The organism is Bradyrhizobium sp. BLXBL-03 (genome assembly GCF_051853015.1).
GTDB lineage: Bacteria > Pseudomonadota > Alphaproteobacteria > Rhizobiales > Xanthobacteraceae > Bradyrhizobium > Bradyrhizobium manausense.
The window spans coordinates 2,837,807-2,863,732 of sequence record NZ_CP182470.1 but is presented as its reverse complement, the minus strand read 5'-3'; the positions used below and the strand labels follow the sequence as shown (position 1 = coordinate 2,863,732).

Below are 25,926 nucleotides of genomic sequence, written 5' to 3'. Positions count from 1 at the left end.
TCTACGCGCAAGTCGGAGTCATCAGTCAGGTTTCCGTCAGGTGACCGATCTCCTGCGTCCAACATATCGGCAGCGCAGTTTCGACTTTCGTATTGACGTGTTTTGCTTTCGGGCGGAGTGTTGCAATCGCAGCGTCAAAAGACGCGCATATTGGGAGGAACGGATGAAACGCCTTGCGATGGCCGCGAGCCTCGTCATATCCGCATGCTCGGTTGCGAGCGCACAGACGACCGATCAACTGGTCAAGGGTGCAACCGATACGTCGAACGTTCTCAATTACGGGATGGGCTACAATCTTCAGCGCTTCTCGACGCTGAACCAGATCAACAAAGACACCGTCAAGAATCTCGTCCCGGTCTGGAATTACTCCCTCAACGACGATCGCAGTGAGGAATCGCAGCCGCTGGTCTACCAGGGCGTGATCTACGTCACCTCGCACAACGCGACCATGGCGGTCGAGGCCAAGACCGGCAAGCAGATCTGGAAATCCAAGATCGAATATCCGGCCGAGACACCGCGCATCGTCTGCTGCGGCATCATCAATCGCGGCGCGGCGCTGTTCGACGGCAAGCTGTTCCGCACCACGCTCGATGCCAACGTCATCGCGCTCGACATCAAGGACGGCAAGGAGCTGTGGCGGCAGAAAGCGGCCGACATCAAGGAAGGCTACTCGATGACGGTGGCTCCGCTGGTTGCGGACGGTGTCGTCATCACCGGCATTTCCGGCGCCGAATTCGGCACCCGCGGCTTCATCGACGGCTGGGATCCGGCGACGGGCAAGCACCTCTGGCGCACCCACTCGATCCCCTCGCCGGACGAGCCCGGCGGCGACACCTGGAAGGGCGACACCTGGAAGCTCGGCGGCGGCTCGACCTGGATCACGGGGTCCTATGATCCCGAGCTGAACACGGTCTATTGGGGCATCGGCAACCCCGGCCCGTTCAATTCGGCCGTGCGCCCCGGCGACAATCTCTACACCTGCTCCGTGCTGGCGATGGATCCCAAGACCGGCAAGATCAAGTGGCACTACCAGTTCTCGCCGAACAACCCGTTCGACTATGACTCGGTGGCCGAGATGGTCCTCGCCGACATGAATGTCGAGGGCAAGCCGACCAAGGTGCTGATGGATGCCAACCGCAACGGCTTCTTCTACGTGCTCGATCGCACTAACGGAAAGCTGCTCGCTGCCAATCCATATGTGAAGGTGAATTGGGCGACCGGCGTCGACATGAAGACAGGCCGTCCGATCGAGACCGACGTCGTCAAGGATGCCCGTGACGGCAAGAAGGTCACGGTCTATCCGTCGATCCTCGGCGGCAAGAACTGGGAGCCGATGTCGTTCAACCCGCAGACGGGCCTTGCCTACGCCAACACGCTCGCCTTCGGCGGCAGGTACAAATCGGAGCCGGTCACCTTCAAACAGGGTGAATGGTATCTCGGCATGGACCTGACCGATCCCTGGGAATGGGGTGACGGCGCGCGCGGCCATCTGAAGGCGATCGATCCGATGACCGGCAAGGCGAAGTGGGAGGCGGCCAGCGACATCCCGCGCTTCTCCGGCGTGCTGTCGACCGCGGGGGGCGTCGTCTTCACCGGCGCGCTGACCGGCGAGTTCGAGGCCTTCGACGCCGACAGCGGCAAGAAACTCTGGCAGTTCCAGACCGGCTCCGGCATCGAGGGACAGCCGGTGACCTGGCAGCAGGACGGCGTACAGTACGTCGCCGTCACGAGCGGCTATGGCGGCGTCTACTCGCTGTTCTCCGGCGACGAGCGGCTGGCCAAGGTGCCGCCCGGCGGCTCGCTCTGGGTCTTTGCGGTGAAGCAGTAACGGCAAGACCCGTTGAAGGACACAGCTCACAGGACGGTGGCGAGGATCGCCACCGTCGCGGTACTGACGGTCGCGCTTGCGGCGACCGTCCGTGCCGCGGATGATTCGAACGGCAATCCGCTGCAGGCGCAGATCGACCACGGCAAGTCGACCTATGCCGAAAAATGCTCGCACTGCCACGGCCCCAACCTGATGAACTCCGGCACCATCACGCCGGACCTGCGCGCCTTCCCTGACGACAGGACGCGCTTCGTCACCACCGTGAAGAACGGCAAGAACAACAAGATGCCGCCCTGGGGCGATATCTTGAGCGACGATGACATCGGCAATCTCTGGGCCTTCATTTCGAGCCGGAGGAAGCCATGAGACACCGGCTAGCGGCGCTCGCGCTAATGACGATCATCGCGGCTGCGGCGACGGCAGCCTCGACGTCAGCTCGGGCCGCCGATCCCCTCTCCATCTGTCTCGACGAGGACCACCCGCCGCTCTCGGCGCATCACAAGGGCAGGCCGGACTCAGGCTTCGACGTGCTGCTGGCGCAGGCGATCGCGGACCGGATGGGACGGCCGCTCAAAATCCAATGGTTCGAGAGCAAACTGGATGAGGATTCGAGCCCGCAGCTCGAGGCCAACGCACTACTGTCCGACGGGCGCTGCTCCCTGATCGGCGGCTACGCGCTGACGACGGACTCGCTCGTCAAGCCGGGCGTGCCAACGGCGCGCCTGCCGGATTTTGCCGGCGCCACGCGCGACGACCGCCGCCGCCGCGTCACACTCGGCGTGCTGGCGCCGAGCAAACCTTACCTCTATTCGCCGATGACCGTCGTCCTCGGCCCGAAGGCGCGCGAGCGCAAGATTGCTGACATCGGCGATCTCGCCGGGCTTCGCCTCGCGATCGAGAGCGGCTCTCTCGGCGATGCCATCCTGATGACGTTCGACAGGGGACGGCTGATCGACAACATTACCCATCTCGTCCCCGGCCGCGACGACCTTCTGGGCGCGCTCAATCGCGGCGATTACGACGCGACCCTGATCGACCTGGCCCGCTACGACGCCCATCGCGCCGCGCATCCTGATACGGCCATCGCCGCCTCCGGCTATTATTATCCGATCGGCGCCAATCGCGGCTATGTCGGACTTGGCAGCGATCCCAACTTGATCGAGGCCGTCAACAAGGCTCTGTCCGATCTTGCCGCCGAGGGCAGGATTGCCGAACTCGGCAAGCAGGCCGGCCTGACGTATCTGCCGCCACGCGAGCCGGCGATCCTCGGCGATGTCTGGACGAAGATCATTCAGCGGTGAGGTGGCCGCCGCGCGTGCCACCACGTCAGGTGTCATGCCCCGGCTTGACCGGGGCATCCAGTACCCCGCGGCCTATGGACTCAATCACACCCTCTCTGGAATACTGGATCGCCCCGGTCGAGCCGGGCGATGACGGGGGGATGTGGTGCGGCCGTCGCTCCACACGCAGAAAGGCCGAGCGCATGAAACCCGATGCTGTCGCCGTCGCAGCCCTGGTCATCCTGCTTTTTCCGATGGGCTATTTCCTGCTGGCCTCGCCCGCATTCCTGCTGGTGAAGCTGGACATTCCGCCCGTCACGCAGCTGCTGCGCGGGATGTTCAACATCCAATTCAGAATGATGGCTGTGACAGGCGTCCTTGCGACCGTGGCTTTCCTCGTCGCGGGTCGGCCGCTTTTCGCCACCGGCATCGGCTTGATCGCGGCTCTCGCGATCCGGGGACGCGGTTGGTTCATGCAACGGATGGACGAAGAGCTCAGCGCCAGGGATGCCGGCGACACCGAGGCCGTGCGCCGACTACGCCGGTTGCATTGGAGCGGAATGCTCTGCAACGCAATGCTGGTCGCGGCGCTCGTGACCAGCATTCCCTACGTCGCCATGTCGAGTTGAGCAAGCCGGCCTATGTCTCGCCCGCTGCGATGGCACCTTGCTGCGCCTTGTGGATCGATGACGGCACCACGCCGAAATATTTCCGGAATACGCGGCTGAAATGCGATGAGCTGGAGAAGCCCCAGGAGAATGCGACGTCGGTGATGGTCTTGCCGCAGTGGGCTTCGAGCTCCTGACGGCAGTTCTGCAGGCGCGCCTGCCAGATGTAGTCGCTCACCGTGGTGCCGCGCTCCGAGAACAGCATGTGCAGATAGCGCTTGGAACAGCCGAGCTCGGCGGAAATCTGGTCGATGCACAGATCGGGATCGCGCAGATGCTCGCGGATGAAAAATTGGGCACGCACATACATCGCCTCGGGCCCGACCCGATCGAACATCGTGTCGGCTTCGCGCAGCGGCAGCAGCAGCAGGTCGATCAGCGAATCGGCAACGCCGACCGCGGTGTTGGCCGACAGCTTCGCCGCCTCGTCGAACGTGGCATGGACGAAATCATGGGCGATCCGCCCGGTACCCGTCTTCGCCGACAGCTTGCAGGCCTGCATGCGCTGTGACGGGAAGCCGCGATCGCGCAAAAGCGCTTTGGGCACGATCACCACGTCGTGGCGCGTGAAGGCGGGGCTGACGATCAAATGCGGACAGGAGACGTCATAGGCGATGATGTCGCCCGGGTTCAGCTCGATATGGCGGCCTTCCTGCTCGAAGTAGGACACGCCATAGGTCTGGAAGTGAATCTTGATGTACGGGTGTTCGTTGGCCTTGGCCCGCGCGAACGTGTGCGCGATGCGATGCTGGCTGACTTCGATCTGACAGAGCTTCAGCCGCGAGACCGTCGTGTAGTCGATGCGTCCTTCGAGCGAGGATGCCTCCAGCGGATCGACATCGAAATGACCACACAGATTCGTCAATCCGTCGACCCAACTCTGGATCTGCCGCTTGGGCGTCAGTCCCGTCGTCGAGAGCGTGTGAATTGTGTCGGACATTAATCCAGCCACTGGTGATACCCGGAGATCCCATGCGAATCGCGGCCAGCGCCTGCTGAAGCCCTCAGCCTTGATTGCGTGACGTTTACCTCAAATTTGGGCGGTCTTTTGAAACGAGCGCCACGTTCCATCGCCACCCTTGACGGTTAATCCTCCGCCTTAGTTGCACCGCCGTCAAGGGGAACCTGAGCGTTGAACAGGGCACTGCATCGCACCGAAGCCGCTGAATTCGCTACCGCAAAATCAAAAACTTTGCGTTCGTGCGCTGTCGAGCAAAGCGGGTTCACTCTTGGGCAAGTTTCCCGTTGGCGAAGTCGTTAGGAATTGCGGCAGGAACAAAAAGAACGGGCCGCTCCTGCACGTGGACCCGTAGCTCTCATAGGAGGAGGAGACAGCACGGCATCGTTTCTGGTCCCTAACGTGACCGCCCTGCACGAGCAGACGCCGGACGAGAAGCCCGGTGATGAAGCAAATGCTTCGGAAACAATAAACGAGACCAACGGAGGAAATGACTATGCGCAAGGTGCTACTGGCGACCTTTCTTGGCTCCGCGGCGGCTCTCGCCGTCGGGAACGCGTCGGCCAATGACGAGCTGAACAAGATGTCGCAGAACCCGAAGGACTGGGTGATGCCGACCGGCGACTACGCCAACAGCCGCTACTCCAAGCTCAATCAGATCAACGCACAAAATGTCGGAAAGCTCCAGGTCGCCTGGACCTTCTCGACCGGCGTGCTGCGCGGCCACGAAGGCGGGCCGCTGATCATCGGCAACATCATGTATGTCCATACGCCCTTCCCGAACAAGGTCTACGCCCTTGACCTTTCCAACGAGAACAAGATCGTCTGGAAGTACGAGCCGAAGCAGGATCCGAACGTGATCCCGGTGATGTGCTGCGACACGGTCAACCGCGGCCTCGCATTCGGCGACGGCAAGATCTTCCTGCACCAGGCCGACACGACCCTCGTCGCGCTCGACGCCAAGACCGGTCAGGTCGCATGGACCGCCAAGAACGGCGACCCGAGCAAGGGCGAGACCGGAACCTCGGCCCCGATGGTTGTCAAGGACAAGGTGCTGATCGGTATCTCCGGCGGCGAGTTCGGCGTTCAGGCTCACATGAGCGCCTACGACATCAAGACCGGCAAGCTGGCCTGGCGCGGCTATTCCGAAGGCCCTGATGACCAGATCCTGGTCAACGACAGCACCACCGCACTCGGCAAGCCCGTCGGCAAGGATTCGAGCCTGAAGACCTGGCAAGGCGATCAGTGGAAGATCGGCGGCGGCGCCACTTGGGGCTGGATTTCCTACGACCCCGAGCTGAACCTGATCTACTACGGATCGGGCAACCCCTCGACCTGGAATCCGAAGCAGCGCCCCGGCGACAACAAATGGTCGATGACGATCTGGGCACGTAACCCGGATACCGGCGTTGCGAAATGGGTCTATCAGATGACGCCCCATGACGAATGGGACTATGACGGCGTCAACGAGATGATCCTCTCGGATCAGTCGATCAACGGCCAGGCCCGCAAGCTGCTGACGCATTTCGACCGTAACGGCCTCGGCTATACGCTCGATCGCGCAACCGGCGAGCTCCTGGTCGCCGAGAAGTACGATCCGAAGGTGAACTGGACCTCCGGCGTCGACATGGACAAGAACTCGCCGACCTATGGTCGTCCGAAGGTGCTCGACGCAGCTTCGACCGACAAGGCGGGTGAGGACCACAACGTGAAGGGCATCTGCCCGGCCGCGCTCGGCACCAAGGACGAGCAGCCGGCAGCCTACTCGCCGGACACGCAGCTGTTCTACGTTCCGACCAACCACGTCTGCATGGACTACGAACCGTTCAAGGTGAGCTACACCGCGGGCCAGCCCTATGTGGGTGCGACGCTCTCGATGTATCCGCCGCAGGGCGATACCAACATGGGTAACTTCATCGCCTGGGACGGCAAGACCGGCAAGATCGTGTGGTCGAACAAGGAGCAGTTCTCGGTCTGGTCGGGTGCGCTCGCAACCGCCGGCGGCGTGGTGTTCTACGGCACGCTCGAAGGCTATTTGAAGGCGGTCGACGCCAAGACCGGCAAGGAGCTCTACAAGTTCAAGACTCCCTCCGGCATCATCGGCAACGTCACCACCTATGAGAACGGCGGCAAGCAGTATGTCGCAGTGCTCTCCGGCGTCGGTGGCTGGGCCGGTATCGGTCTGGCCGCAGGTCTGACTGATCCGACCGCGGGCCTCGGCGCGGTTGGTGGCTACGCGGCTCTCAGCAACTACACGGCACTCGGCGGCACGCTGACCGTGTTCTCGCTGCCCAACTAGCCTCTGTTCAGTATCGCTCCGGCGCGTGGATCAATTTCCACGCGCCGGCTCGTCTCCACCGGATGCCTTCGAGGAACATCTCTTGCGTAGAATCTGCTCTGTCATTGCTCTGATGATCTTCGTTGCGTCCGGGGGAATTGCTGTCGCGGACGGCTCGGGCGATCCGGCCGCCGTCAAGCAGAACGAAACTGGCGAATGGCTCGATAAGGACGGGAATCCGACCTTCAAGGTCAACGGCGACTCCGTCGACTGGTATACTTATTCCGGATACCGCCGCTATCACTCGGACTGTCACGTGTGCCATGGCCCTGACGGCATGGGCTCGACCTATGCGCCCGCACTGAGGGATTCGCTCAAGACGATGAGCTATGGCGATTTTCTCGGCGTTGTCGCCTCCGGCCGCAAGAACATCTCGACCGCTTCGGAGAACGTCATGCCGGCCTTCGGCGATAACCCCAACGTCGCCTGCTACATGGACGATCTCTACGTCTATCTGCGCGCCCGCTCCAACGACGCCTGGGGCCGTGCCCGTCCCGGCAAGCATGAGGACAAGAACGACGCCTATACCAAAAATGAAGACTCGTGCATGGGCAAGAAGTGAACGTTTGCAGCCGATCTGAGACTTACGTCTTGGCATCCTGCGAGAATTTGAGGAGTCACCGATGAAGACACGTGCCGCCGTCGCTTTCGAAGCCAAAAAACCGCTCGAAATCGTCGAGGTCGATCTGGAGGGGCCGAAGACCGGCGAAGTCCTGGTCGAGATCAAGGCGACGGGCATCTGCCATACCGACGCCTATACGCTCGACGGTTTCGACAGCGAAGGGATATTCCCGTCGATCCTCGGTCACGAGGGCGCCGGCATCATCCGCGAGATTGGAGCAGGCGTGACCTCGGTGAAGCCGGGCGATCATGTCATTCCGCTCTACACGCCGGAATGCCGGCAGTGCAAAAGCTGCCTGAGCCAGAAGACCAATCTCTGCACCGCGATCCGCGCGACGCAAGGCAAGGGCGTGATGCCTGATGGCACCAGCCGCTTCTCCTACAAGGGCAAGCCGATCTACCACTATATGGGCTGCTCGACCTTCTCCAACTTCACGGTGCTGCCGGAGATCGCGGTGGCGAAGATCCGCGAGGACGCGCCGTTCGACAAGAGCTGCTACATCGGCTGCGGCGTCACCACCGGCGTCGGCGCCGTGGTGAACACCGCGAAGGTTACGCCCGGTTCCAACGTCGTCGTGTTCGGCCTCGGCGGTATCGGGCTGAACGTGATCCAGGGCGCCAAGATGGCCGGCGCCGACAAGATCATCGGCGTCGACATCAACGACTCCAAGGAGGAATGGGGCCGCCGGTTCGGCATGACCGACTTCGTCAATCCGAAAAAGCTCACCGGCGACATCGTCCCGCATCTCGTCACCCTCACCGACGGCGGTGCCGACTACACCTTCGACTGCACCGGCAACACCACAGTGATGCGCCAGGCGCTGGAAGCCTGCCATCGCGGCTGGGGCACCTCGATCATCATTGGCGTTGCCGAAGCCGGCAAGGAGATCGCCACCCGTCCGTTCCAGCTCGTCACCGGCCGCAACTGGCGCGGCACCGCCTTCGGCGGCGCCCGCGGCCGCACTGACGTGCCGAAGATCGTCGACTGGTACATGAACGGAAAGATCCAGATCGATCCGATGATCACCCACACGCTCAAGCTCGAAGACATCAACAGGGGCTTCGACCTGATGCATGAGGGCAAATCGATTCGTTCCGTCGTCGTGTTCTAGCTCAAGCGTCACCCCAAGGAGGATCGACCCATGACTGTTGCACTCCACCCATCGATCGATAACGGCGTCAAACTAGGTACCGGGCACTTTGCCGGCGGCACGCTCGTCTGCAAATGCAGCGATCATCAGGTCAAGGTCGGCGTCAAGGGCGACGTCGCCCACAACCATGCCTGCGGCTGCACCAAGTGCTGGAAGCCGCAGGGCGCGACCTTCTCGGTCGTCGCCGTGGTGCCGCGCCAGAACGTCACCGTGCTCGAGAACGGCGACAAGCTCCAGGTGGTGGATCCCTCCGCGGTGATCCAACGCCACGCCTGCAAGGCCTGCGGCACGCACATGTACGGCCGCATCGAGAACAAGAACCACCCGTTCTATGGTCTCGACTTTATCCATCCCGAGCTGTTCCAGGAGCAGGGCTGGCAGGCGCCGCAATTCGCCGCCTTCGTCTCCTCTGTCATCGAATCCGGCGTAAAGCCCGAGCAGATGGCCGGCATTCGGTCGCGGCTGAAGGAAATCGGGCTCGAGCCCTATGACTGCCTGTCGCCGGCACTGATGGATGCGATCGCCACCCACGTGGCGAAGGCCAAGGCCGCCTGACAAGGCCACCTGACGATATCCCTTCCGCTCGCTGGTCCGCCAGCGAGCGGGATGGGTGCGGCTCTCGGATGATCGCGGTCATCCTGCCACCAGCGCTTGTGCATGCGCGCGTTCCGCTCCCTCAGTCCTGGTCTCTGAATGACTGCGCGGTGCCGCCCTCTTCGGTCTTGAAGTCAGCGCGGCCCTGCGATTCTCCCTCCCTCGACTGAGGACGACTGCTTCGTCCGCGCAGTCCCTCTGGCGGACGAAGCTTTTTTCACTCTTCGATTTTGCGATCGCCGTCGCGCGAGCCGTTGCCGCGCCCTGCTTTTGACAAACCCCGATGCAATCTGTTCACGTCAATGATACCCGGCCGTGAACGCCGGTCCGGCGCGTTTCCTGCTACGGTCGTGTCGCCACGATGCCGCACGAGTTCAATCAAACAAGAACAAAACAGGAGGTATCGAGCACTTCAGGACATTACGATTCGCATTCTAGCTTCCTGCCGGGACCTGCCCATGTGGGATGACGACCCGGAATGCGGTCACACGACGCTACGGACATTGCGCCGACCGAAACCGGCAATGTCGAAATCAGCAAGCTTATGAAGAGCGAGGGACGATCATGATCAAGGTGAAGATTAACGGCCAGGAACAGAGCTGGGACGGCGACCCGGATCTCCCATTACTCTGGTTCCTGCGCGACGAAGCCGGGCTTACCGGCACCAAATTCGGCTGCGGCCAGGCGCTGTGCGGCGCCTGCACCGTCATCGTCGACAAGGAGGCGGTGCGCTCCTGCATCACCTCGATCAACGACGTCGCGGGGCGCGAGGTCACCACGATCGAGGGGCTGCATCCGAGCGGAGATCATCCCGTCCAGAAGGCGTGGCGCCAGGTCAACGTCCCCCAATGCGGCTTCTGCCAGGCCGGCCAGATCATGCAGGCCGCGGCCCTGCTGATGGAAAATCCCAAGCCATCGCATGACCAGATCCGCGAGGCGATGTCGGGCAACATCTGCCGCTGCGGCTGCTACCAGCGTATCGAAAACGCCGTCCACCTCGCGTCGACGGGAGTGTGACATGAATTTCATCGACAATCCCGGCAAGCTCCGTGGCTTCGAAAAGAACATCAAGGTCGAGAAGGTCTCGCGCCGCAGCATCCTGAAGGGGCTCGGCATCACCGGCGGCTTCGTGCTCGCCGCACCCGTGATGACGCGCCAGGCCTTTGCCTATGAGACCGGCGCCGGCAACATGCCGCATGGCGTTGTCGTCGATCCGCGCGTCTTCGTCGCTGTCGCGCCTGACGGCACCGTCACCATCCTCGCTCACCGCTCCGAGATGGGCACCGGCGTGCGCACCAGCCTGCCGCTGATCGTGGCCGAGGAGATGGAGGCCGACTGGTCCAAGGTCAAGGTCGAGCAGGCCCATGGTGACGAGGTCAAGTTCGGCAACCAGGATACTGACGGTTCACGCAGCACGCGGCACTATCTGATCCCGATGCGCCAGATCGGTGCCTCTGCCCGCATCATGCTGGAGCAGGCCGCGGCCAAGCGCTGGAACGTGCCGGCGACCGAGGTCAAGGCGGTCAATCACGAGGTCGTCCACAGCACCAGCGGACGCAAGCTCGGCTTTGGCGAGCTGGCTGCCGATGCCGCCAAGGAATCGGTGCCGGCTGTCGAAGGCCTCAAGCTGAAAGCCCCGCGGGATTTCCGCTATCTCGGCAAGGGCCAGGTCAGCATCGTCGATCTCCACGACATCACCACTGGCAAGGCCCGCTACGGCGCCGACGTTCGGCTACCAGGCATGAAATACGCCGTGATCGCGCGCCCGCCGGTCACCGGCGGCAAGCTCACGTCATTCGATCCGGACGCGGCGCTGAAAGTCCCCGGCGTCGAGAAGGTGCTGAAGGTTCAAGGCTGGCCGTGGCCGTCGAAATTCCAGCCGCTCGGCGGCGTCGCGGTGATCGCGCGCAACACCGGCGCCGCGATCAAGGGCCGCGACGCGCTGAAGCTGGTCTGGGATGACGGCGCCAACGGCAAATACGACTCGGTCGCCTACCGCAAGGAGCTCGAGGAGGCCGCGCGCAAGCCGGGCCTCGTCGTGCGCCAGGAGGGTGACGCTGACGCCGCGTTGAAAACCGCCGCCAAGGTCGTAACAGGCGAATATTATCTGCCGCATCTCGCCCATGCCAGCATGGAGCCGCCGGTCGCGGTCGCCGACGTCAAGGGCGACAAGGCGGAGATCTGGGCGCCGGTGCAGAGCCCCGGCGGCACCCGCGAGGATGTCGCCAAGACCCTCGGCATCCCCGAGGCCAATGTCACCGTCAATGTCACGCTGCTCGGCGGCGGCTTCGGCCGCAAGTCGAAATGCGACTTTGCGCTGGAGGCTGCGCTGTTGTCGAAGGAGCTCGGCGTACCGGTGAAGGTGCAATGGACGCGCGAGGACGACCTCCATCACGACTTCTTGCACACCGTCTCGGTGGAGCGGATCGAGGCCGGCCTCGACAAGGACGGCAAGGTGATCGCCTGGCGTCACCGCAGCGTGGCGCCGACCATCGCCTCGACCTTCGCGGCGGGTGCCAACCATGCGGCGTCGTTCGAGCTTGGCATGGGTCTCGTCGACATGCCGTTCGAGATCGCCAACATCTCCTGCGAGAATCCGGAAGCTGCGGCGTTCACTCGCATCGGCTGGTTCCGATCGGTCTCGAACATCCCGCGCGCCTTCGCGGTGCAGTCCATGGTCGGCGAGATCGCCAATGCGACCGGCCGCGACCAGAAGGAGACGCTGCTCGCGCTGATCGGCAGCCCGCGCATCGTCAAGCCCAATGTCAAGGACCTCTGGAACTACGGCGAGCCCTATGACAGCTACCCGATCGACACCGCGCGCCTGCGCAAGGTGGTCGAGCTGGTTGCCGAGAAGGGCGAATGGGGCCGCCAGGTCCCGAAGGGCCACGGGCTCGGCATCGCCGTGCACCGCAGCTTCGTCAGCTATATCGCGACCATCGTCGAGGTGGCCGTCGACGAGAAGGGCAAGCTGACGGTGCCGCGGGTCGACACCGCGATCGACTGCGGCACCTATGTCAACCCGGAGCGCATCGCCTCGCAGATCGAGGGCGCCGCGATCATGGGCCTGAGCCTCGCCAAATATGGCGCTGTCACCTTCAAGGACGGCAAGGTGGAGCAGAAGAATTTTGACGACTTCCAGGTCATCAGGATGGATGAATCCCCTGCCGTGACCAACGTCCACATCGTGCCGCCGGGACCTGACACGCCGCCGAGCGGCGTCGGCGAGCCCGGCGTACCGCCGTTCGCGCCGGCGCTGATGAACGCGATCTTCGCGGCGACCGGTAAGCGCATCCGCGCGCTTCCGATCGGCAAGCAACTGGAGGCGTAACGGAACAGAAGCGGCCTCGGGCCGTTTCTCATCGATCTGACACGGAGCAGATCGATGACCAACATTCCAAGGGCGCTCGCAGTCTCGGTGCTGTCGAGCGCCTTTCTTTTGACCGCTGCGGCAGCGTTCGCGCAGAACAACGCCACCACGCCGCCGACCACGGCGACGCGCCCGACCGCGCCGGACCAGAGCTCGCTGCCCAACTCCAGCGCCCCACCCGCCTCGACCACCCAGACGACCGGGCAGACGCCCAGCGACCCGAAGGTCCGGGAGATGAATCAGAAAGCCAAGGATAAGGTCGAGCGCGAGGGGAAGTAGCTCCGAGCCCGCGCAAAATGCGGCGGACGTTGCCGTCCGCCGCATTTGCCCCCTTGTCGCTCCGCGTCTCTCGATCCGCCTGCGGAGCTTATTTGTTCAGCGCGAACACCCAGATCACGCCGCCTTGCGGCACGTTGGACTCGATGCCGATATTGTTGGTCGCGAGCGCGTCCTGGATGCGCTGCGCGTCGACGCCCCAGCCCGACTGGATCGCGATGTATTGCGTGCCGTCGATCTCGTAGGACATCGGCATGCCCATGATGCCGGAGTTGGTCTTCTGCTCCCACAACAATTCGCCGGTCTTGGCGTTGAAGGCGCGGAAGTTGCGGTCGTTGGTGCCGCCGGCGAAGACGAGATCGCCTGCGGTGGCCGTGACCGATCCGAACATCTGCGACTTCGGGAAGTCGTGCTGCCACACCTTCTTGCCGGTTGCGGGATCCCAGGCCTGGAGCTCGCCGAAATGATCGGCGCCGGGCTTGGCCTTCAGGCCGATGTCTTCCGGCTTGGTGCCGAGCCAGAGCTCGCCGGGCTTGAGCGGGATCTTCTCGCCGGTGAAGCCGCCGCAGAAATTCTCGTTGGCTGGCACGTAGACGAGGCCGGTCTTCTGGCTGTAGGCCGCCGAGGGCCAGTCCTTGCCGCCCCACAGCGACGGGCAGAACTCGACGCGCTTGCCGACGACGGGCTTGTGCGCGGGATCGACGATCGGCTTGCCGTTCTCATCGATCCCCTTCCAGACGTCGGTGGAAACGAACGGCCAGCCGGCGACATAGTTGATCTTGGTGGGCGTGCGCTCGAGCACCCAGAAGATGGCATCGCGACCCGGGTGGATCAGGCTCTTGATGCTGCGGCCGTCGCGCTGGAGATCGACCAGCATCGGCGCATCGACCTCGTCCCAGTCCCAGGAATCGTTCTGGTGGTACTGGTGATAGGTCTTGATCTTGCCGTTGTTGGGATCGAGCGCGAGCACCGACGATGTATAGAGATTGTCGCCGGGGTGCATCTCGCCGGGCCATGGCGCGGCGTTGCCGACGCCCCAATAGATGGTCTTGGTATCCTTGTCGTAGGTGCCGGTCATCCAGGCCGAGCCGCCACCGTTCTTCCAGTCGTCGCCCTGCCAGGTGTCGTGGCCGGGCTCGCCTTCACCCGGAATGGTGAAGGTGCGCCACAGCTCCTTGCCGGTCTTGGCATCGTAGGCGGCGACATAGCCGCGCACGCCGAACTCGCCGCCGGAGCCGCCGACGATGACCTTGCCGTCGACGATCAGCGGCATCAGGGTCATATACTGGCCCTTCTTGTAGTCCTGCACCTTGGTGTCCCACACCACCTTGCCGGTCTTGGCATCGAGCGCGACGACGTGGTCGTCGGTGGTGGCGAGATAGAGCTTGTCCTCCCACAGGCCGACGCCGCGGCTGGTCGGATGCAGCTGGAACAGATCGTCGGGGAGCTGGCGCTTGTAGCGCCAGTATTCGTCGCCGGTCTTCGCGTTCAGCGCGATGACCTGGCCCATGGGGGTTGCCACGAACATCACGCCATTGTTGACGATCGGCGGCGCCTCATGGCCTTCGACCACGCCGGTGGCGAATGTCCAGACCGGCGTCAGGTTTTTCACATTCGAGGTGTTGATCTGGTCGAGCGGGCTATAGCCCTGTCCGTCATAAGTGCGGCGATAGAGCATCCAATTGCCGGGTTCCGGATTTTCCAGGCGTTGCTGGGTGACGGGCGCGTAATTCTCGATCGGGCCGGCGATGGCGGCGGTCGAGACGACACATGTGAAGGCGACGAAGCCCGACAAAAACCACTGCCTTGTGCTCATGGGCGTTTCCCCTATTGAATTCTTGTGAATTGAATTTTTTGTCGTTCGTCTCGTCGCCCGCTCGTTGGCGGGCGCGACCTGTTGTGGCGCGCGGGCGCGACCCGCGGCGTGTCATCCGGGCTGCGCGCCACCTACCTTTCCGACGAAGGGAGCGGCGACGGTGAGCGAACCTTCGCTCAACGACAGCGGCAGTGCCGCGAGGCGTCGCGGCGCGGGTCCGAACACGACCTGGGCGCCCTGGCGTGGATCATATTCGGAGTTGTGGCAGGGACACTTGAAGACGGTCATGTCGCCTCCCCGATCCGCCTTCACCCATTCGGAAACCGGACAGGCGGCATGCGCGCACACCGCCGAATAGGCAACAATACCGTCGGCTGCGCGTGCGCGCGTGGTCTCATCGAGCTCGTTCGGATCGAGCTTCACGACAAGAATCTCGTTCAGGCGTGAGCCGCTGCGGACCACAGAGGTCTTTGGATCCTTCGGCCAGGCGCGAACCGGAGGACCGCCCAGCTTGAGATCGTCCGGCTTGACGGGCTGACCTTCGTTGTCGCCTTCGGAGAGAACGAGCAGATCGCCCTTCTGCGGCCGCTCGTCTGAACCGGGCGGATCCTCGCCCGCGCGCACCGGTGCGGAACAGCCAAGAGACGCGGTGGTGGCAAGCGCACCGAGCAGCAGCGTTCGACGCGTTTGCTCCGCGCAAGATTCAGGTTCCGCAATGTTGTCGGAGGATGACGATGCGATGTTGGATGATGCATTCGACATGCACGCTAGCAGGCGCTGGAACTCTGCCAAAATGAAGGCGAAGAATTGGCGCCGCAGTGCATCAATAAGGCTTTGCTCGCTTTGAGCGAACACGATTGTACGCATTCAAAAGCATTTTGCCGTTGCAACATCATGCCACGTGACCGGCATGACGATTTTGCAGATCAGACCGATGATGCGGGAATTGGTGCAACGCGCCGTGAGCCGCGCGATGCAACTGCGATTCAACTGTACGTCGATCGAGCAGGCATTCTGTATTTCAGGACCTAAGCACGTGGCGCGGCGCGGCGATGCGACCGGCGATCGTCGCCGAAGCCATCTCAAAGCTGTCGGCGATACGACGTGCCCTGTCGATGAACAGGCCGGCTGCCGGCGGCGGGCAGACCTCGCGCGCGGTCTGCTCGAACAGGTCGAGCCAGCGGTCGAAATGATCGCCGACAAGGCTCAGCGGCATATGCGCCCGCATCGGCGAGCCGTGGTAGCGACCGCTCATCAGCACCACCGAGGACCAGAAGTCCTTGAGCTTGGCGAGATGCTCGTCCCAATTCTGCACGATCGCGAAGACAGGCCCGAGCAATGCGTCCTCACGCACGCGGCCGTAGAAACGGGTCACGAACTCCCCGATCATCTCCTCGGTGATCCCGGTGCGCTCGATCGCATCCTGGGTCAAGAGGTTCCGCCGCGCGGCCGCCGCTTCGCGCTCGGCCTTCAGTCGATCCGACATTGTCTTTTGTTTTCCGTTTCGTTGTTCCCGCGATCCGCGTTCCCGCGATCCGCCCGCTCGACATTGTCAGGCCAATTGCGCGCGACGTCTTTGTCCCAGCGCAAATTGCGGGGTTGAGCGGCGGGGATTTCGGCCTGGCGCCTGCTCCTCGACATTATCGTAGGCGGGCAAAGGCGCACTTGCGCCGTACCCACCATCTCTCTCCATCGCGACAAATACCTGGGCACGCTTCCGCCTTCGCTCTTCGTGCTACGGCGGACAAGTCGCTTTGCCCACCCTGCGGCACCGTCCTTGCTGCGATCACAGAATCACGCGCCGTAGCTGTAAAAGCCCTGCCCGGACTTGCGGCCGAGATGGCCGGCATCGACCATTTCCCTGAGCAAGGGCGCCGGACGATATTTGGGATCGTTGAAGCCCTTATAAAAGACCTCCATCACCGACAGCATGGTGTCGAGGCCGACGAGATCCGCCAGCGCCAGTGGCCCGATCGGATGGTTGCAGCCGAGCTTCATGCCGGCATCGATTTCTTCGGCGGTCGCGATGCCCTCCTGGAGCGCGAAGATCGCCTCGTTGATCATCGGGCACAGGATGCGGTTGACGGCGAAGCCGGGGCTGTTCTTCGCGGTGATGGCCACCTTGCCGACGCGCTGGGCGAAGTCGAGCGCCTTGGCGTGGGTGTCGTCGGAGGTCTGCAGGCCGCGGATGAGTTCCAGCAGCTGCATGACCGGAACCGGGTTGAAGAAATGCATGCCGATGAATCGATCCGGGCGATCGGTCGCGGCGGCAAGCTTGGTGATCGAGATCGACGAGGTGTTGGTCGCAACCAGCGTGCGCGGCGACAGCGTGGCGCAGAGGTCCTTCAGGATCTTGACCTTCAGCTCTTCGTTTTCGGTCGCGGCCTCGATGACGAGATCACAATCGGCTAGCTTGGCCCGATCAGTGGTGCCGGTGATGCGCTTGAGCGTCGCCTCGCGATCGGCCGCCGAGATCTTCTCTTTCTTGACCAGGCGCTCGAGGCTGCCGCCGACGGTCGAGATGCCGCGGTTCACCGCCGCATCGGAGATATCGACCATCACGACCGACAGCCCGGCCGCGGCGCAGACCTGGGCGATGCCGTTGCCCATGGTGCCTGCTCCGATGATGCCAACGGTATTGATCATGGAATGTCCTCTCGTTAAACGGGCCCGGCCTGTGGGGGCGCGCCCGGTTGGATGAATTTCGAGCCGCGGCGCCTCACCTGCTGCACCGCATCCAGCCTCTTCCTTAGCGCATCCGGGGCGAGAATAAAGCCGCCTTTCCTCCTCGACGAGGCATGATTTCGCGGTCTCGCGGCCCGATCGGCCCGAGTTTTTGCAGCCGGTTTCGCCCCCTGGAATTGCCGAGGGCGCAGGAAAGGCAGGGCGCTCGTGAGCGCGCCTAGAATTTCAGCGTGGTCCGCAGCCCGAACACCGATGCGTTTCGCAGCGCCTTGCCGGCGAGCGGGCCGGACGGCAGCGTTGCACCGCCGCCGGGATGAATGATGTACTGGAAATTCGGCTGAACCGTCCAGCCATCCCTGATTTGATATTGATAGACGGCGGTGAGTAATCCTTCAAAACTGCGGACCGGCCAATCCGGCGCGACAAGGGCCCGATAGTCCGCGTCGAGCGCCTGGGCGCGCTTCGACACATGGGCGTAGCCCACAGCGATCCCGAACTTGTCGTCCGGACGCCGCCCGTCGAGACCGACGAACTCGACGCCACTATCGGCATAGAGATCAATCAGGTTGCGATCGGCCGGCGCGCCGGAGGCGCGAACAAAGACGCCGATGCCGCGATCGTCACTGTGAGGCACGCGATAGAGCTGCTGCTCGAAGACGGCCCAGCCGCCGATATCGCCGGACAGCAACATCGGCGCGCCGCTGCTCGCGGGCGCTGCGAGCGATACACCGTTGGACGCAAATCGCTGATCGGCGAATGCGCCCAAATGACGCCAGCCCCCGAACTTGATCTGGCCCGTGAGGTCTGGATCCCCCTTCTTGTTGTTCCAGGCGTACTGAATCTGGCCCAGAAGCAGTGGCGGATCGTTGACGCGGAAATTGACGCCGTAGCGATTGCGTTGCTGGGGATCCCCCGGCCCGGGCCCCGCCTGGTCGCCGTCGAAAATTCCGCCGAGGAGGGTGAGCTGGTCGGTGACGTTGACGAGAAGCCGCGCGCCCATCGCAGCCAGCGGTGGCGACGGGCCACCGCTCGGCAGGTCGAGCGAGGTGATCGCCGGCCAGCCCATCGAGGCGTTGGTGAGGACGTCGGTGTATCTGGTGTTGAAGAATTCGCTGTCCGCCGCGAGCTGGCCGAGCTTCAGCGAGACCTTCTTCTCCCCCCACTGCTTCTCGAAATAGGCCTCGTAGAGCCGGGTCGATGGCAGCGCCTCGATCCCGCTCACGACGAAGAAATTCTGCAGATTGTCGCGCGACAGGCCGCCCCCGTGGATCTGGAACATGTTGGCGTGAAAGGTCAGCTTGTCGAGGCCGGCAAGCTTGTCGAGGTCCGCATCGACGGCGAGATTCAGACGACCCTCGTAGATCGCGCCCTGCTTGACGCCGCCGGAGGTGTTGCCCAGCACCTCTCCGATGTAAGTCGCCGCGAACTTCACCCCATATTTCTGCAGCGGGTTCGGCAACAGGCCGAGGGTTTTCTCCTCAACCGTACTCTCGCCCGTATCCGGATCGGCCGGCTTGTCGTCGTCGGTCTTCTTGTCTTCCTGGGCTAAGGCCTGAACGCCCGCCAGCAGATATCCGCCAGCCACGATGGCTGCGAGAATTCGCAAAGCTGCGCTTGATGTCGATCGAGATCCGCTCATGCATGATGAGTGGGACACGTTCGAGACACAGATTCAAGAACAACCTCTTCAGGGAACCTTACCATCCGTGTGGGAGTGTTCAAAAGTATACGCTCGTGCACGAGTGTGCCGCGATCGGTGGCGTCCGAGACAAGTCGTCCGAATTTCAATTGACATTTGTTATTATTTCAATAATCGTTGAAATATGGAAACGACAGATGCCGTCACGGCGCTCGCCGCGCTGGCGCAGGACAATCGTCTCGATGTCTACCGTTTGCTGGTTCAGGCCGGCCCCGACGGCATGACCGCAGGTGCGATCGCCGAAGCGCTGGATCTCGCGCCAAACACGTTGACGTTTCACTTCGACCGGCTGCGCATGGCCGGCCTTGCGACGGTGCGGCGCGAGGGGCGCTCGATGATCTATGCGGCGCGGTTCGAGACCATGAACGCGCTGGTCGGCTTCCTCACGGAAAACTGCTGCGGCGGCGTGTCATGCGCACCCGCTCCGTCTTCGAAACCCGCGCGAAAGCGCAGCAAGACTCCAGCCTGAAAGGACAGACCATGAAGCGCCTGCACGTTCACGTCTCCGTCGACGACGTTGCGCACAAGCAGACATTGGCCTGCTGTTGAGGGTTTCGGCGATGGACGTGATAATCTACCACAACCCCGCCTGCGGCACCTCGCGCAACACGCTAGCCATGATCAGGCAAGCCGGGATCGAGCCGCACGTGATCGAATATCTCAAGACGCCGCCGTCGCGCGCGTTGCTGCGGCAGCTCGTCGTACGCATGGGCCTTTCGGTGCGCGAGCTGCTGCGCGAAAAGGGCACGCCCTATGCCGAGCTTGGCCTGGACAACGCTGACCTGACCGACGACCAGCTGCTCGACGCCATGATGGCGCATCCGATCCTGATCAACCGGCCGATCGTGGTGACGCCGATGGGCGTAAAACTCTGTCGGCCCTCCGAGGAGGTGCTGGAGCTTCTACCGCCTCAGCACGGCGAATTCGTCAAGGAAGACGGCGAGCGTATCAGGCTGGACCGCGGCGCCTGATGACGCCGGGTCTTGCACAGCGCGCATTTGCCGAATGGCTGGGAACGGCGTTCCTGCTCGCCGCGGTGGTCGGCTCGGGCATCATGGCCCAGAAGCTTGCCGGCGGAAACGTGGCGCTGGCGCTGCTCTGCAATACGCTTCCCACCGGCGCCATCCTTATCGTGCTGATCCTGATGTTTGCGCCCATCTCGGGCGCGCATTTCAATCCGGCGGTAACGCTGGCCTTGGCCCTGCGGGGCGAGACGGGCTGGATTGATGCGGCGATCTATATCGCTGCTCAGATATCGGGCGCGATCATCGGCGTGTGGATCGCGCATCTGATGTTCGGGCTTGCCGTCCTTCAGATTTCGCTGACGGAGCGCAGCGGCGCGGGACAATGGCTCGCCGAGGCCGTCGCAACCTTCGGCCTGCTGCTGACGATCTTTGGCGTCGCATCGAAAGCCTCGGCTGCCGTTCCCTATGCGGTCGGCCTCTACATCACATCGGCCTATTGGTTCACGGCCTCGACATCATTCGCCAATCCCGCCGTCACCATCGCCCGATCGCTGTCCGATACGTTTGCAGGCATCGCGCCGCATGGCGTGCCAGCCTTCATTTCCGCGCAGCTCATCGGGGCGATCCTCGCCCTTCCGCTTGCAAGCTGGCTGTGGGGCGGAGCAAGCGCAAAGCGCGCGGCGTGAATGATTGGAGTTTCCAAACCGCTCGTGCCGGGTATTCTGTGACTGATCGCATGAATGTCAGGGACCAGCGTGACGCAACCTCGCAGCCGCAATATCGACCACTGCACCCGGCCCTGAGGCATCAGGCCCGATGAACGATTTCGCGCGATCCATCGTTGCCGCATTCACGCTGATCGGTGAAGGCGATCCCGAGCTTCTCGGCATCGTCGCACTGTCGGTGCGCGTCAGCCTGACAGCCGGCATGATCGCGCTGCTGATCGGTGCGCCGTTCGGCGCTTTGCTGGCGATCACGCGCTTTCGCGGCCGACAGGTCATTATCGTGCTGACCAACGCGCTGCTCGGCCTGCCGCCGGTCGTGGTCGGGCTCGCGCTTTATCTTCTGCTGTCGCGCTCCGGCCCGCTCGGCGCTGCCGGCCTGCTATTCACGCCCACAGCCATGGTGATCGCGCAGACGCTGCTGGCAACGCCAATCGTGGTTGCGCTGGTGCACCGGCCCGCAAGCCTGCTATGGGCCGAATATGGCGACCTCGCGCGGATCGACGGGCTCTCGACGCTGCGCAGCATCGGCCTGTTGTTCGCGCTCGGCCGGACCTCGCTGCTGACGGCCTTCCTCGCCGCGTTCGGACGTGCCATCGCCGAGGTCGGCGCCATCATCATCGTCGGCGGCAACATAAGCGGCTTTACCCGCACGATGACGACGGCGATTGCGCTGGAGACCAGCAAGGGCGACCTGCCTCTGGCGCTCGGCCTAGGCTTGATCCTGCTCGCGCTCAGCGTCGCCGTGTCGACCGTTGCCTTCCTGCTAGTGGGACGCGTTGGGGAAAAATAGCTGCTCGCCGCCGACCTTGTATCCGGCGATCGCATCCTGTCCCCTCGGCGAGATCAGCCAGTCGATAAAGGCCTGCCCGTCCTTGGCCTTGACGTTGGGATGCTTGTCCGGGTTGACCAGCATGACGCCGTATTGGTTGAACAGCCGCTTGTCGCCCTCGGTCAGGATCGCAAGCTCGCCTCTGTTCTTGAACGACAGCCAGGTGCCGCGGTCTGAGAGCAGATAGGCATTCGACGAGGATGCCATGTTCAGCGCCGGGCCCATGCCCTGACCGATCTCGCGATACCAGCTGTCCTTGCCGGTGGCCGGCTCGATGCCCGCTTCTTTCCACAGCCGCAGCTCGGCGGCATGCGTGCCGGACTTGTCGCCGCGCGAGATGAACGTGGCTTTCGCAGCTGCGATCTTGCGCAGCGCGTCGGCGACGTCCTTGTCGCCCGCGATCCTTGCGGGGTCGCCGTTCGGGCCGACGATGATGAAATCATTGTACATGACGTCGAAGCGCTTCACGCCGTGCCCTTCCGACATGAACTTGTCTTCGGCCGACCTGTCATGGACGAACACCACATCGGCATCGCCGCGCCGGCCGATATCGAGCGCCTGGCCGGTGCCGACCGCAACGACCTTCACCTGGATTCCCTCCGCCCTCGTAAACAGCGGCAGCAGATAACTGAACAAGCCGGACTGCTCCGTCGACGTCGTCGAGGCCACGGTGATGCTGCCGGCCTGCGCCCATGCGCATGTCGACCAGATCAGAGCCGCTGCGACGGCGGCAAGCTTCTTCATGACATCGTCCTCACTTGCAGATGATCCCCATTAACCGGAGAGGATGACGCCGGAAAGCCCGACATTGGGCTCCTGCGGCACATCCTTCGAGACGCCCGCCTCCGGCGGCCCCTCAGGATGAGGGCGGAGTGCCTGGCAGCAGCGTTGGCGGGCGCTTCACGCCTGCCTCACGACGGTTGAACCTCGCGTGATCAGTGCCGCGATCACGTAGCAGCGCGGAATATCGCACGTTCCGAACGATCCCTAGGGATAGAACAGTTTGGAGTCTCCCATGGCAAAGACGAACATCATCGCCGCCTTCCGGATCATGGTGTCGCTCGCGATCGCGGGCCCGGCGCAGGCCTGGCCCGGACAGTCCTCAAGCATCGACTGCGCCTGGGGCGGCGAAGCCACGGACTGTGAAGCACTGACCATGGCGCCGCTCCGCAAGCATGCGCTGGCGCATCCGCACGGCCGCAAAGCGGCGCACGCTGTCATGCCGTTTGCGTCGTCGCATCTGCCGGATCACGACGCGGATCCGCTTGCATCGATGCATTTCGAATGAACGGAATGGCGTGCGGGGCTGTGCAGATGTTCTGCAATTGGTCCCGCCTCAATTGACAGGGGTGTGACGGCCGGGGCAGTTTTTCACATTGCTGGCGAATCAGCTGAAGCCCACGGCCCTGAGTACCACTTGGACAACTCCCAGTGCTTTCGAGACTGATATCGTTGCTAAGCCGCATTCCCGCGGTGAAATGGGCCTTCAACCGGCTTCGGCCCGCGCCGCAGGGCGGCAGCATCGAGTTGACGCCGAGCGCTGCGGATGAGCAGCCGATCGTTACCGCAATCGATGAAGCCGCTCCGACCGTCGAGACGAACGTCAGCGAGGATCCATCCCTGCAGACGTTGGCCGAAGCCGCGCCCGAACCCATCAGCAGCGATCCGCCGGTGGAACTCGTAGCGAGCATTGAGCTCGACGTCGTGGAAGAGGCCTCATCCGCCGAGGTCGAAGCCGTCGATGCTCCCGAGCCTGTCGTCAGCAGCGACCTGCCCGTAGAATTGCTGGCGCACGCCGAACCCGAACCCGTAGAAGAGGCGCAGACCTCATCCGCCGAAGTCGAAGCGATCGAACCGCGAGAGCCTGTCATCAGCAGCGATGCATCGTCGGACGATGATGCGGAGGTTGCGTCCGATGTTGCAGAGCAGGTCTTTATGTCTCCGGTCGAGGTCGAGACCGTTCCGGTCGAGGCCTCCGAGCCGATCGTTGAACACGACCCCGTATCCATCGCTTCCGAGGAGATCGAAGCCGTCGACGCGACGCCCGCCGTCGTGGTCGACATCGCGGCGCCTGCCGTCACCGAGGTCAGGATCGACAACGAGCCCGCTCGTGACGTCGTGATGGAGATCGAGCCGCTCGTCGCAGCCGATCCCGCACCCATCGCGGCCGACGTCGCTGAGAAGACGATCGCCGACGCACCCGTCGTCGCCGCAGAGGTCGAGCCGCCTCCGGCGCCGGCTGCGAAGAAGCCTCGCGCGAAGGTCGTCGAGCCTGCCGATCGCGCCGCGCTGATCCGGCAACGTTGGGCCGAGACCGGCATCAGGATGTGGAATCCGCGGCTGCACAGCACCGGCGATGCAACGCTCAACATCCAGGGCCGCATCGGACTGCTGCCGCCCGAGCCGGGCGGGACCATGCCACGCTACGACAAGCTCGAATTCAAGATGCTCGGCGGGCAGATCGTGTGCGAAGGCGTCATTGTCGAGGCGCCCGTGCAGGCCGGCCAGCGCAGCTTTACCCGGCTCGCCGAACCGCGCAGGGCCGATCGCAGCCGTGAGCCAGTGCGGGAACGCCAGGCCGCGCTCGCCTGAACCTTACGAAGCGATTGCGCGACGAGCATCGGAGATGCGGTGCGCGCTCACGGGATCGGGTAGTCCTTCCAGAGCCATTCTAGCGCCGAGGGCAGCGTTTGCGCGATGGTGGGACGATCGACGTGCTTGGCGTTGCGTACGAACAGGAACTGGTAGTGATAGCCCTTCTCCGCCAGCACTTTCGCCATCAATTCATTAGATAAAGTCCAGTCGTGCATGCCGTCGGGAATGGTGGGATTGGGATAGAATAGATCCTGATCGCCGCCAAAGAACCAGAAGCGGATCGGCTTGATCGGCGCGGCAACGATCAGCGGCACGCCGGGCGGATCGGCCGGCGTCAGCACGCCCGCCTTCGAAATGAGATTGGGCGTGGCCGGCCCGGCCCAGGCGCTATGATATTCCCAGGCGCCACCGCGCAGTGACGGATCATGCGGCCATTGCTGATTGACCATAGTCGGCGAAAACGCCAGCACGCGTTGATATCGATCGGGATAGAACCAGGCCATGGTGAAGGCCGCAGCACCGCTCGAGCTCAGGCCCATAGTGGCGCGCCCGTCGGGATTCTTCGTCAGCCTAACGTCCGCGTTCTTCTCGACCAGCGGCAGCACCTCGCGCTCGATGAAATCCGTGTAGGTGCCCGACACTGCATCGTATTCGCGGCCGCGCTGGCTGCCCTGCGCATCCTGCCCGCCATTGCCAACCTGGATCGCGATCATCGGCGGCACCCGGCGCTGGGCGATCAGATTGTCGAGCGTGGTGGCGAGATCCTTGTACGCATTGGAGCCGCCGTCGCCGACCACGATGAACGGCGCCTCGGTGCCGCGCACATATTGCGCTGGAACATAGACGTCGATGGTGCGCGACCAGATGCCGGGATGGCTGGTGGTGACGATCATGTTCGACTTGTCATCGGGCGCGGTCACGGTCGTCATAATCGAGGAGTTGGTGCAGCCGGCGACGTCGTCACGGATCAGGCCCGGATTGTAGACGGTGCTCTCTTTCGACGAGAGCGTGAAGGACTTTGTCGTACCGCGCGGCACGCCCTCCTTCGCGATGGTCTCGGGCGCGGGATTGTGGGTGGGGCCGATGATGAAATTGCCCTCGGCGCCGGGCGACGGCAGCGTCCCATCAGGCAGCTCGGTCGCGCGAGGGTAGTTGGGATTGGAGGGATCGCGCGTCGGCGGCGCGGTCTTAAAATCGAGACCGGTGGTGTCGATGAAGAAGGGCGCGACCTTATCGGTGGTGTTGGCGCCCTGCGGCACGGCCATGTTCTGGGTCACGCAGGCTGGCTGCGCGAAGCCGATCGAAGCGTAGGAGACGACGGAAATCAGCGTCCCCGCGAGGACGGAGAATGATCTGGTCATGTAAGCTCCCGGTGCTGACGGGTCTTGCTGGGCCCGTCTTGAAGGAAAGTATGGCCGGCCCCTCGCATATGGTCAACGCGATGAGGTGTTCGTCAAGCTGACCGCTGCGCTCCAGGCCCCGAGTAAACGACAGCGCGCCGCGGTCGGTCGGCGATAATCGCCGCGAC

Annotated in this window: 25 protein-coding genes; 17 read left to right on the top strand and 8 right to left on the bottom strand. The window is 63.3% G+C overall.

The window, feature by feature from the left end; translation table 11 throughout:
• Positions 1-163: 163 nt before the first annotated feature.
• From ACNJX9_RS13615 to ACNJX9_RS13600, 4 genes are all read left to right on the top strand, one after another.
• Positions 164-1,828 (top strand): methanol/ethanol family PQQ-dependent dehydrogenase, encoded by a 1,665-nt coding sequence (locus ACNJX9_RS13615; protein ID WP_271601462.1) that lies wholly within the window; start codon positions 164-166, stop codon positions 1,826-1,828.
• Between the two features lie 12 nt (positions 1,829-1,840).
• Positions 1,841-2,194 carry a c-type cytochrome gene (locus ACNJX9_RS13610; RefSeq protein WP_057750876.1) on the top strand — a complete coding sequence of 118 codons (354 nt, stop codon included), beginning with the start codon at positions 1,841-1,843 and terminating at the stop codon, positions 2,192-2,194.
• A complete protein-coding gene (locus tag ACNJX9_RS13605) occupies positions 2,191-3,129 on the top strand; it encodes a substrate-binding periplasmic protein (protein ID WP_439409211.1) in 939 nt (312 codons plus the stop codon). The genes ACNJX9_RS13610 and ACNJX9_RS13605 overlap by 4 nt, the downstream gene beginning before the upstream one ends.
• Before the next feature lie 182 nt (positions 3,130-3,311).
• Entirely contained in the window at positions 3,312-3,737 is a 426-nt protein-coding gene (locus ACNJX9_RS13600; protein ID WP_439410051.1) for a hypothetical protein, read from the top strand.
• A gap of 10 nt (positions 3,738-3,747) precedes the next feature.
• Here the strand turns inward: ACNJX9_RS13600 and ACNJX9_RS13595 are convergent, their stop codons facing one another.
• Complete coding sequence (locus tag ACNJX9_RS13595; RefSeq protein WP_439409210.1) at positions 3,748-4,716, bottom strand: helix-turn-helix domain-containing protein; 969 nt, start codon at positions 4,714-4,716, stop codon at positions 3,748-3,750.
• 514 nt (positions 4,717-5,230) lie between these two features.
• On the opposite strand from ACNJX9_RS13595, the gene xoxF5 reads away from it, so the two are divergent.
• The 7 genes from xoxF5 to ACNJX9_RS13560 all read left to right on the top strand — a co-directional run bounded on the left by xoxF5 (position 5,231) and on the right by ACNJX9_RS13560 (position 13,087).
• Positions 5,231-7,033 (top strand): lanthanide-dependent methanol dehydrogenase XoxF5, encoded by a 1,803-nt coding sequence (gene xoxF5, locus ACNJX9_RS13590; protein WP_220001075.1) that lies wholly within the window; start codon positions 5,231-5,233, stop codon positions 7,031-7,033.
• 112 nt (positions 7,034-7,145) lie between these two features.
• The gene (locus ACNJX9_RS13585) at positions 7,146-7,634 is read left to right on the top strand and encodes a c-type cytochrome, methanol metabolism-related (protein ID WP_057750890.1); all 489 of its coding nucleotides are present in this window, start codon (positions 7,146-7,148) and stop codon (positions 7,632-7,634) included.
• Positions 7,635-7,695: 61 nt separating this feature from the next.
• Entirely contained in the window at positions 7,696-8,805 is a 1,110-nt protein-coding gene (locus tag ACNJX9_RS13580; protein ID WP_439409209.1) for an S-(hydroxymethyl)glutathione dehydrogenase/class III alcohol dehydrogenase, read from the top strand.
• Between the two features lie 30 nt (positions 8,806-8,835).
• On the top strand, positions 8,836-9,399 hold the full coding sequence (gfa, locus tag ACNJX9_RS13575) for an S-(hydroxymethyl)glutathione synthase (RefSeq protein WP_271601466.1): 564 nt from the start codon (positions 8,836-8,838) through the stop codon (positions 9,397-9,399).
• Between the two features lie 603 nt (positions 9,400-10,002).
• The gene (locus ACNJX9_RS13570) at positions 10,003-10,455 is read left to right on the top strand and encodes a (2Fe-2S)-binding protein (protein ID WP_439409208.1); all 453 of its coding nucleotides are present in this window, start codon (positions 10,003-10,005) and stop codon (positions 10,453-10,455) included.
• A 1-nt stretch (position 10,456) separates the two neighbouring features.
• A complete protein-coding gene (locus tag ACNJX9_RS13565) occupies positions 10,457-12,769 on the top strand; it encodes a molybdopterin cofactor-binding domain-containing protein (protein WP_439409207.1) in 2,313 nt (770 codons plus the stop codon).
• 54 nt (positions 12,770-12,823) lie between these two features.
• Positions 12,824-13,087 (top strand): hypothetical protein, encoded by a 264-nt coding sequence (locus ACNJX9_RS13560; protein ID WP_439409206.1) that lies wholly within the window; start codon positions 12,824-12,826, stop codon positions 13,085-13,087.
• Between the two features lie 88 nt (positions 13,088-13,175).
• On the opposite strand, the gene ACNJX9_RS13555 is transcribed toward ACNJX9_RS13560, so the two are convergent.
• The 5 genes from ACNJX9_RS13555 to ACNJX9_RS13535 form a co-directional block, all read right to left on the bottom strand.
• Complete coding sequence (locus tag ACNJX9_RS13555; protein WP_439409205.1) at positions 13,176-14,900, bottom strand: methanol/ethanol family PQQ-dependent dehydrogenase; 1,725 nt, start codon at positions 14,898-14,900, stop codon at positions 13,176-13,178.
• A 111-nt stretch (positions 14,901-15,011) separates the two neighbouring features.
• The gene (locus ACNJX9_RS13550) at positions 15,012-15,662 is read right to left on the bottom strand and encodes a ubiquinol-cytochrome c reductase iron-sulfur subunit (RefSeq protein WP_271601470.1); all 651 of its coding nucleotides are present in this window, start codon (positions 15,660-15,662) and stop codon (positions 15,012-15,014) included.
• A 259-nt stretch (positions 15,663-15,921) separates the two neighbouring features.
• Positions 15,922-16,386, bottom strand: a complete 465-nt coding sequence (locus tag ACNJX9_RS13545) for a group III truncated hemoglobin (protein ID WP_439409204.1) — start codon at positions 16,384-16,386, stop codon at positions 15,922-15,924.
• Between the two features lie 308 nt (positions 16,387-16,694).
• The gene (locus tag ACNJX9_RS13540) at positions 16,695-17,546 is read right to left on the bottom strand and encodes a 3-hydroxybutyryl-CoA dehydrogenase (protein ID WP_271601472.1); all 852 of its coding nucleotides are present in this window, start codon (positions 17,544-17,546) and stop codon (positions 16,695-16,697) included.
• Between the two features lie 256 nt (positions 17,547-17,802).
• Positions 17,803-19,191 (bottom strand): carbohydrate porin, encoded by a 1,389-nt coding sequence (locus tag ACNJX9_RS13535; RefSeq protein WP_439409203.1) that lies wholly within the window; start codon positions 19,189-19,191, stop codon positions 17,803-17,805.
• Positions 19,192-19,408: 217 nt separating this feature from the next.
• On the opposite strand from ACNJX9_RS13535, the gene ACNJX9_RS13530 reads away from it, so the two are divergent.
• The 4 genes from ACNJX9_RS13530 (at position 19,409) to ACNJX9_RS13515 (ending at position 21,764) form a co-directional block, all read left to right on the top strand.
• Positions 19,409-19,753 carry an ArsR/SmtB family transcription factor gene (locus tag ACNJX9_RS13530; protein WP_439409202.1) on the top strand — a complete coding sequence of 115 codons (345 nt, stop codon included), beginning with the start codon at positions 19,409-19,411 and terminating at the stop codon, positions 19,751-19,753.
• 91 nt (positions 19,754-19,844) lie between these two features.
• Positions 19,845-20,255, top strand: coding sequence for an arsenate reductase (glutaredoxin) (gene arsC, locus ACNJX9_RS13525; protein ID WP_439409201.1), 411 nt, complete (start codon positions 19,845-19,847; stop codon positions 20,253-20,255).
• Positions 20,255-20,935: an aquaporin gene (locus tag ACNJX9_RS13520; protein ID WP_439409200.1), complete on the top strand. Its 681-nt coding sequence runs from the start codon at positions 20,255-20,257 to the stop codon at positions 20,933-20,935. The genes arsC and ACNJX9_RS13520 overlap by 1 nt, the downstream gene beginning before the upstream one ends.
• A gap of 130 nt (positions 20,936-21,065) precedes the next feature.
• A complete protein-coding gene (locus tag ACNJX9_RS13515; RefSeq protein ID WP_271601477.1) occupies positions 21,066-21,764 on the top strand; it encodes an ABC transporter permease in 699 nt (232 codons plus the stop codon).
• On the opposite strand, the gene ACNJX9_RS13510 is transcribed toward ACNJX9_RS13515, so the two are convergent.
• The gene (locus tag ACNJX9_RS13510) at positions 21,738-22,547 is read right to left on the bottom strand and encodes a substrate-binding domain-containing protein (protein WP_439409199.1); all 810 of its coding nucleotides are present in this window, start codon (positions 22,545-22,547) and stop codon (positions 21,738-21,740) included. The genes ACNJX9_RS13515 and ACNJX9_RS13510 overlap by 27 nt on opposite strands.
• Before the next feature lie 271 nt (positions 22,548-22,818).
• Here ACNJX9_RS13510 and ACNJX9_RS13505 point away from each other — a divergent pair, with 271 nt between their 5' ends.
• Together ACNJX9_RS13505 and ACNJX9_RS13500 are read left to right on the top strand one after the other, a co-directional pair.
• The gene (locus ACNJX9_RS13505; RefSeq protein ID WP_439409198.1) at positions 22,819-23,091 is read left to right on the top strand and encodes a hypothetical protein; all 273 of its coding nucleotides are present in this window, start codon (positions 22,819-22,821) and stop codon (positions 23,089-23,091) included.
• 164 nt (positions 23,092-23,255) lie between these two features.
• On the top strand, positions 23,256-24,395 hold the full coding sequence (locus tag ACNJX9_RS13500; protein ID WP_439409197.1) for a hypothetical protein: 1,140 nt from the start codon (positions 23,256-23,258) through the stop codon (positions 24,393-24,395).
• A gap of 47 nt (positions 24,396-24,442) precedes the next feature.
• On the opposite strand, the gene ACNJX9_RS13495 is transcribed toward ACNJX9_RS13500, so the two are convergent.
• Positions 24,443-25,759: an alpha/beta hydrolase gene (locus ACNJX9_RS13495; protein ID WP_439409196.1), complete on the bottom strand. Its 1,317-nt coding sequence runs from the start codon at positions 25,757-25,759 to the stop codon at positions 24,443-24,445.
• Positions 25,760-25,926 lie beyond the last annotated feature (167 nt).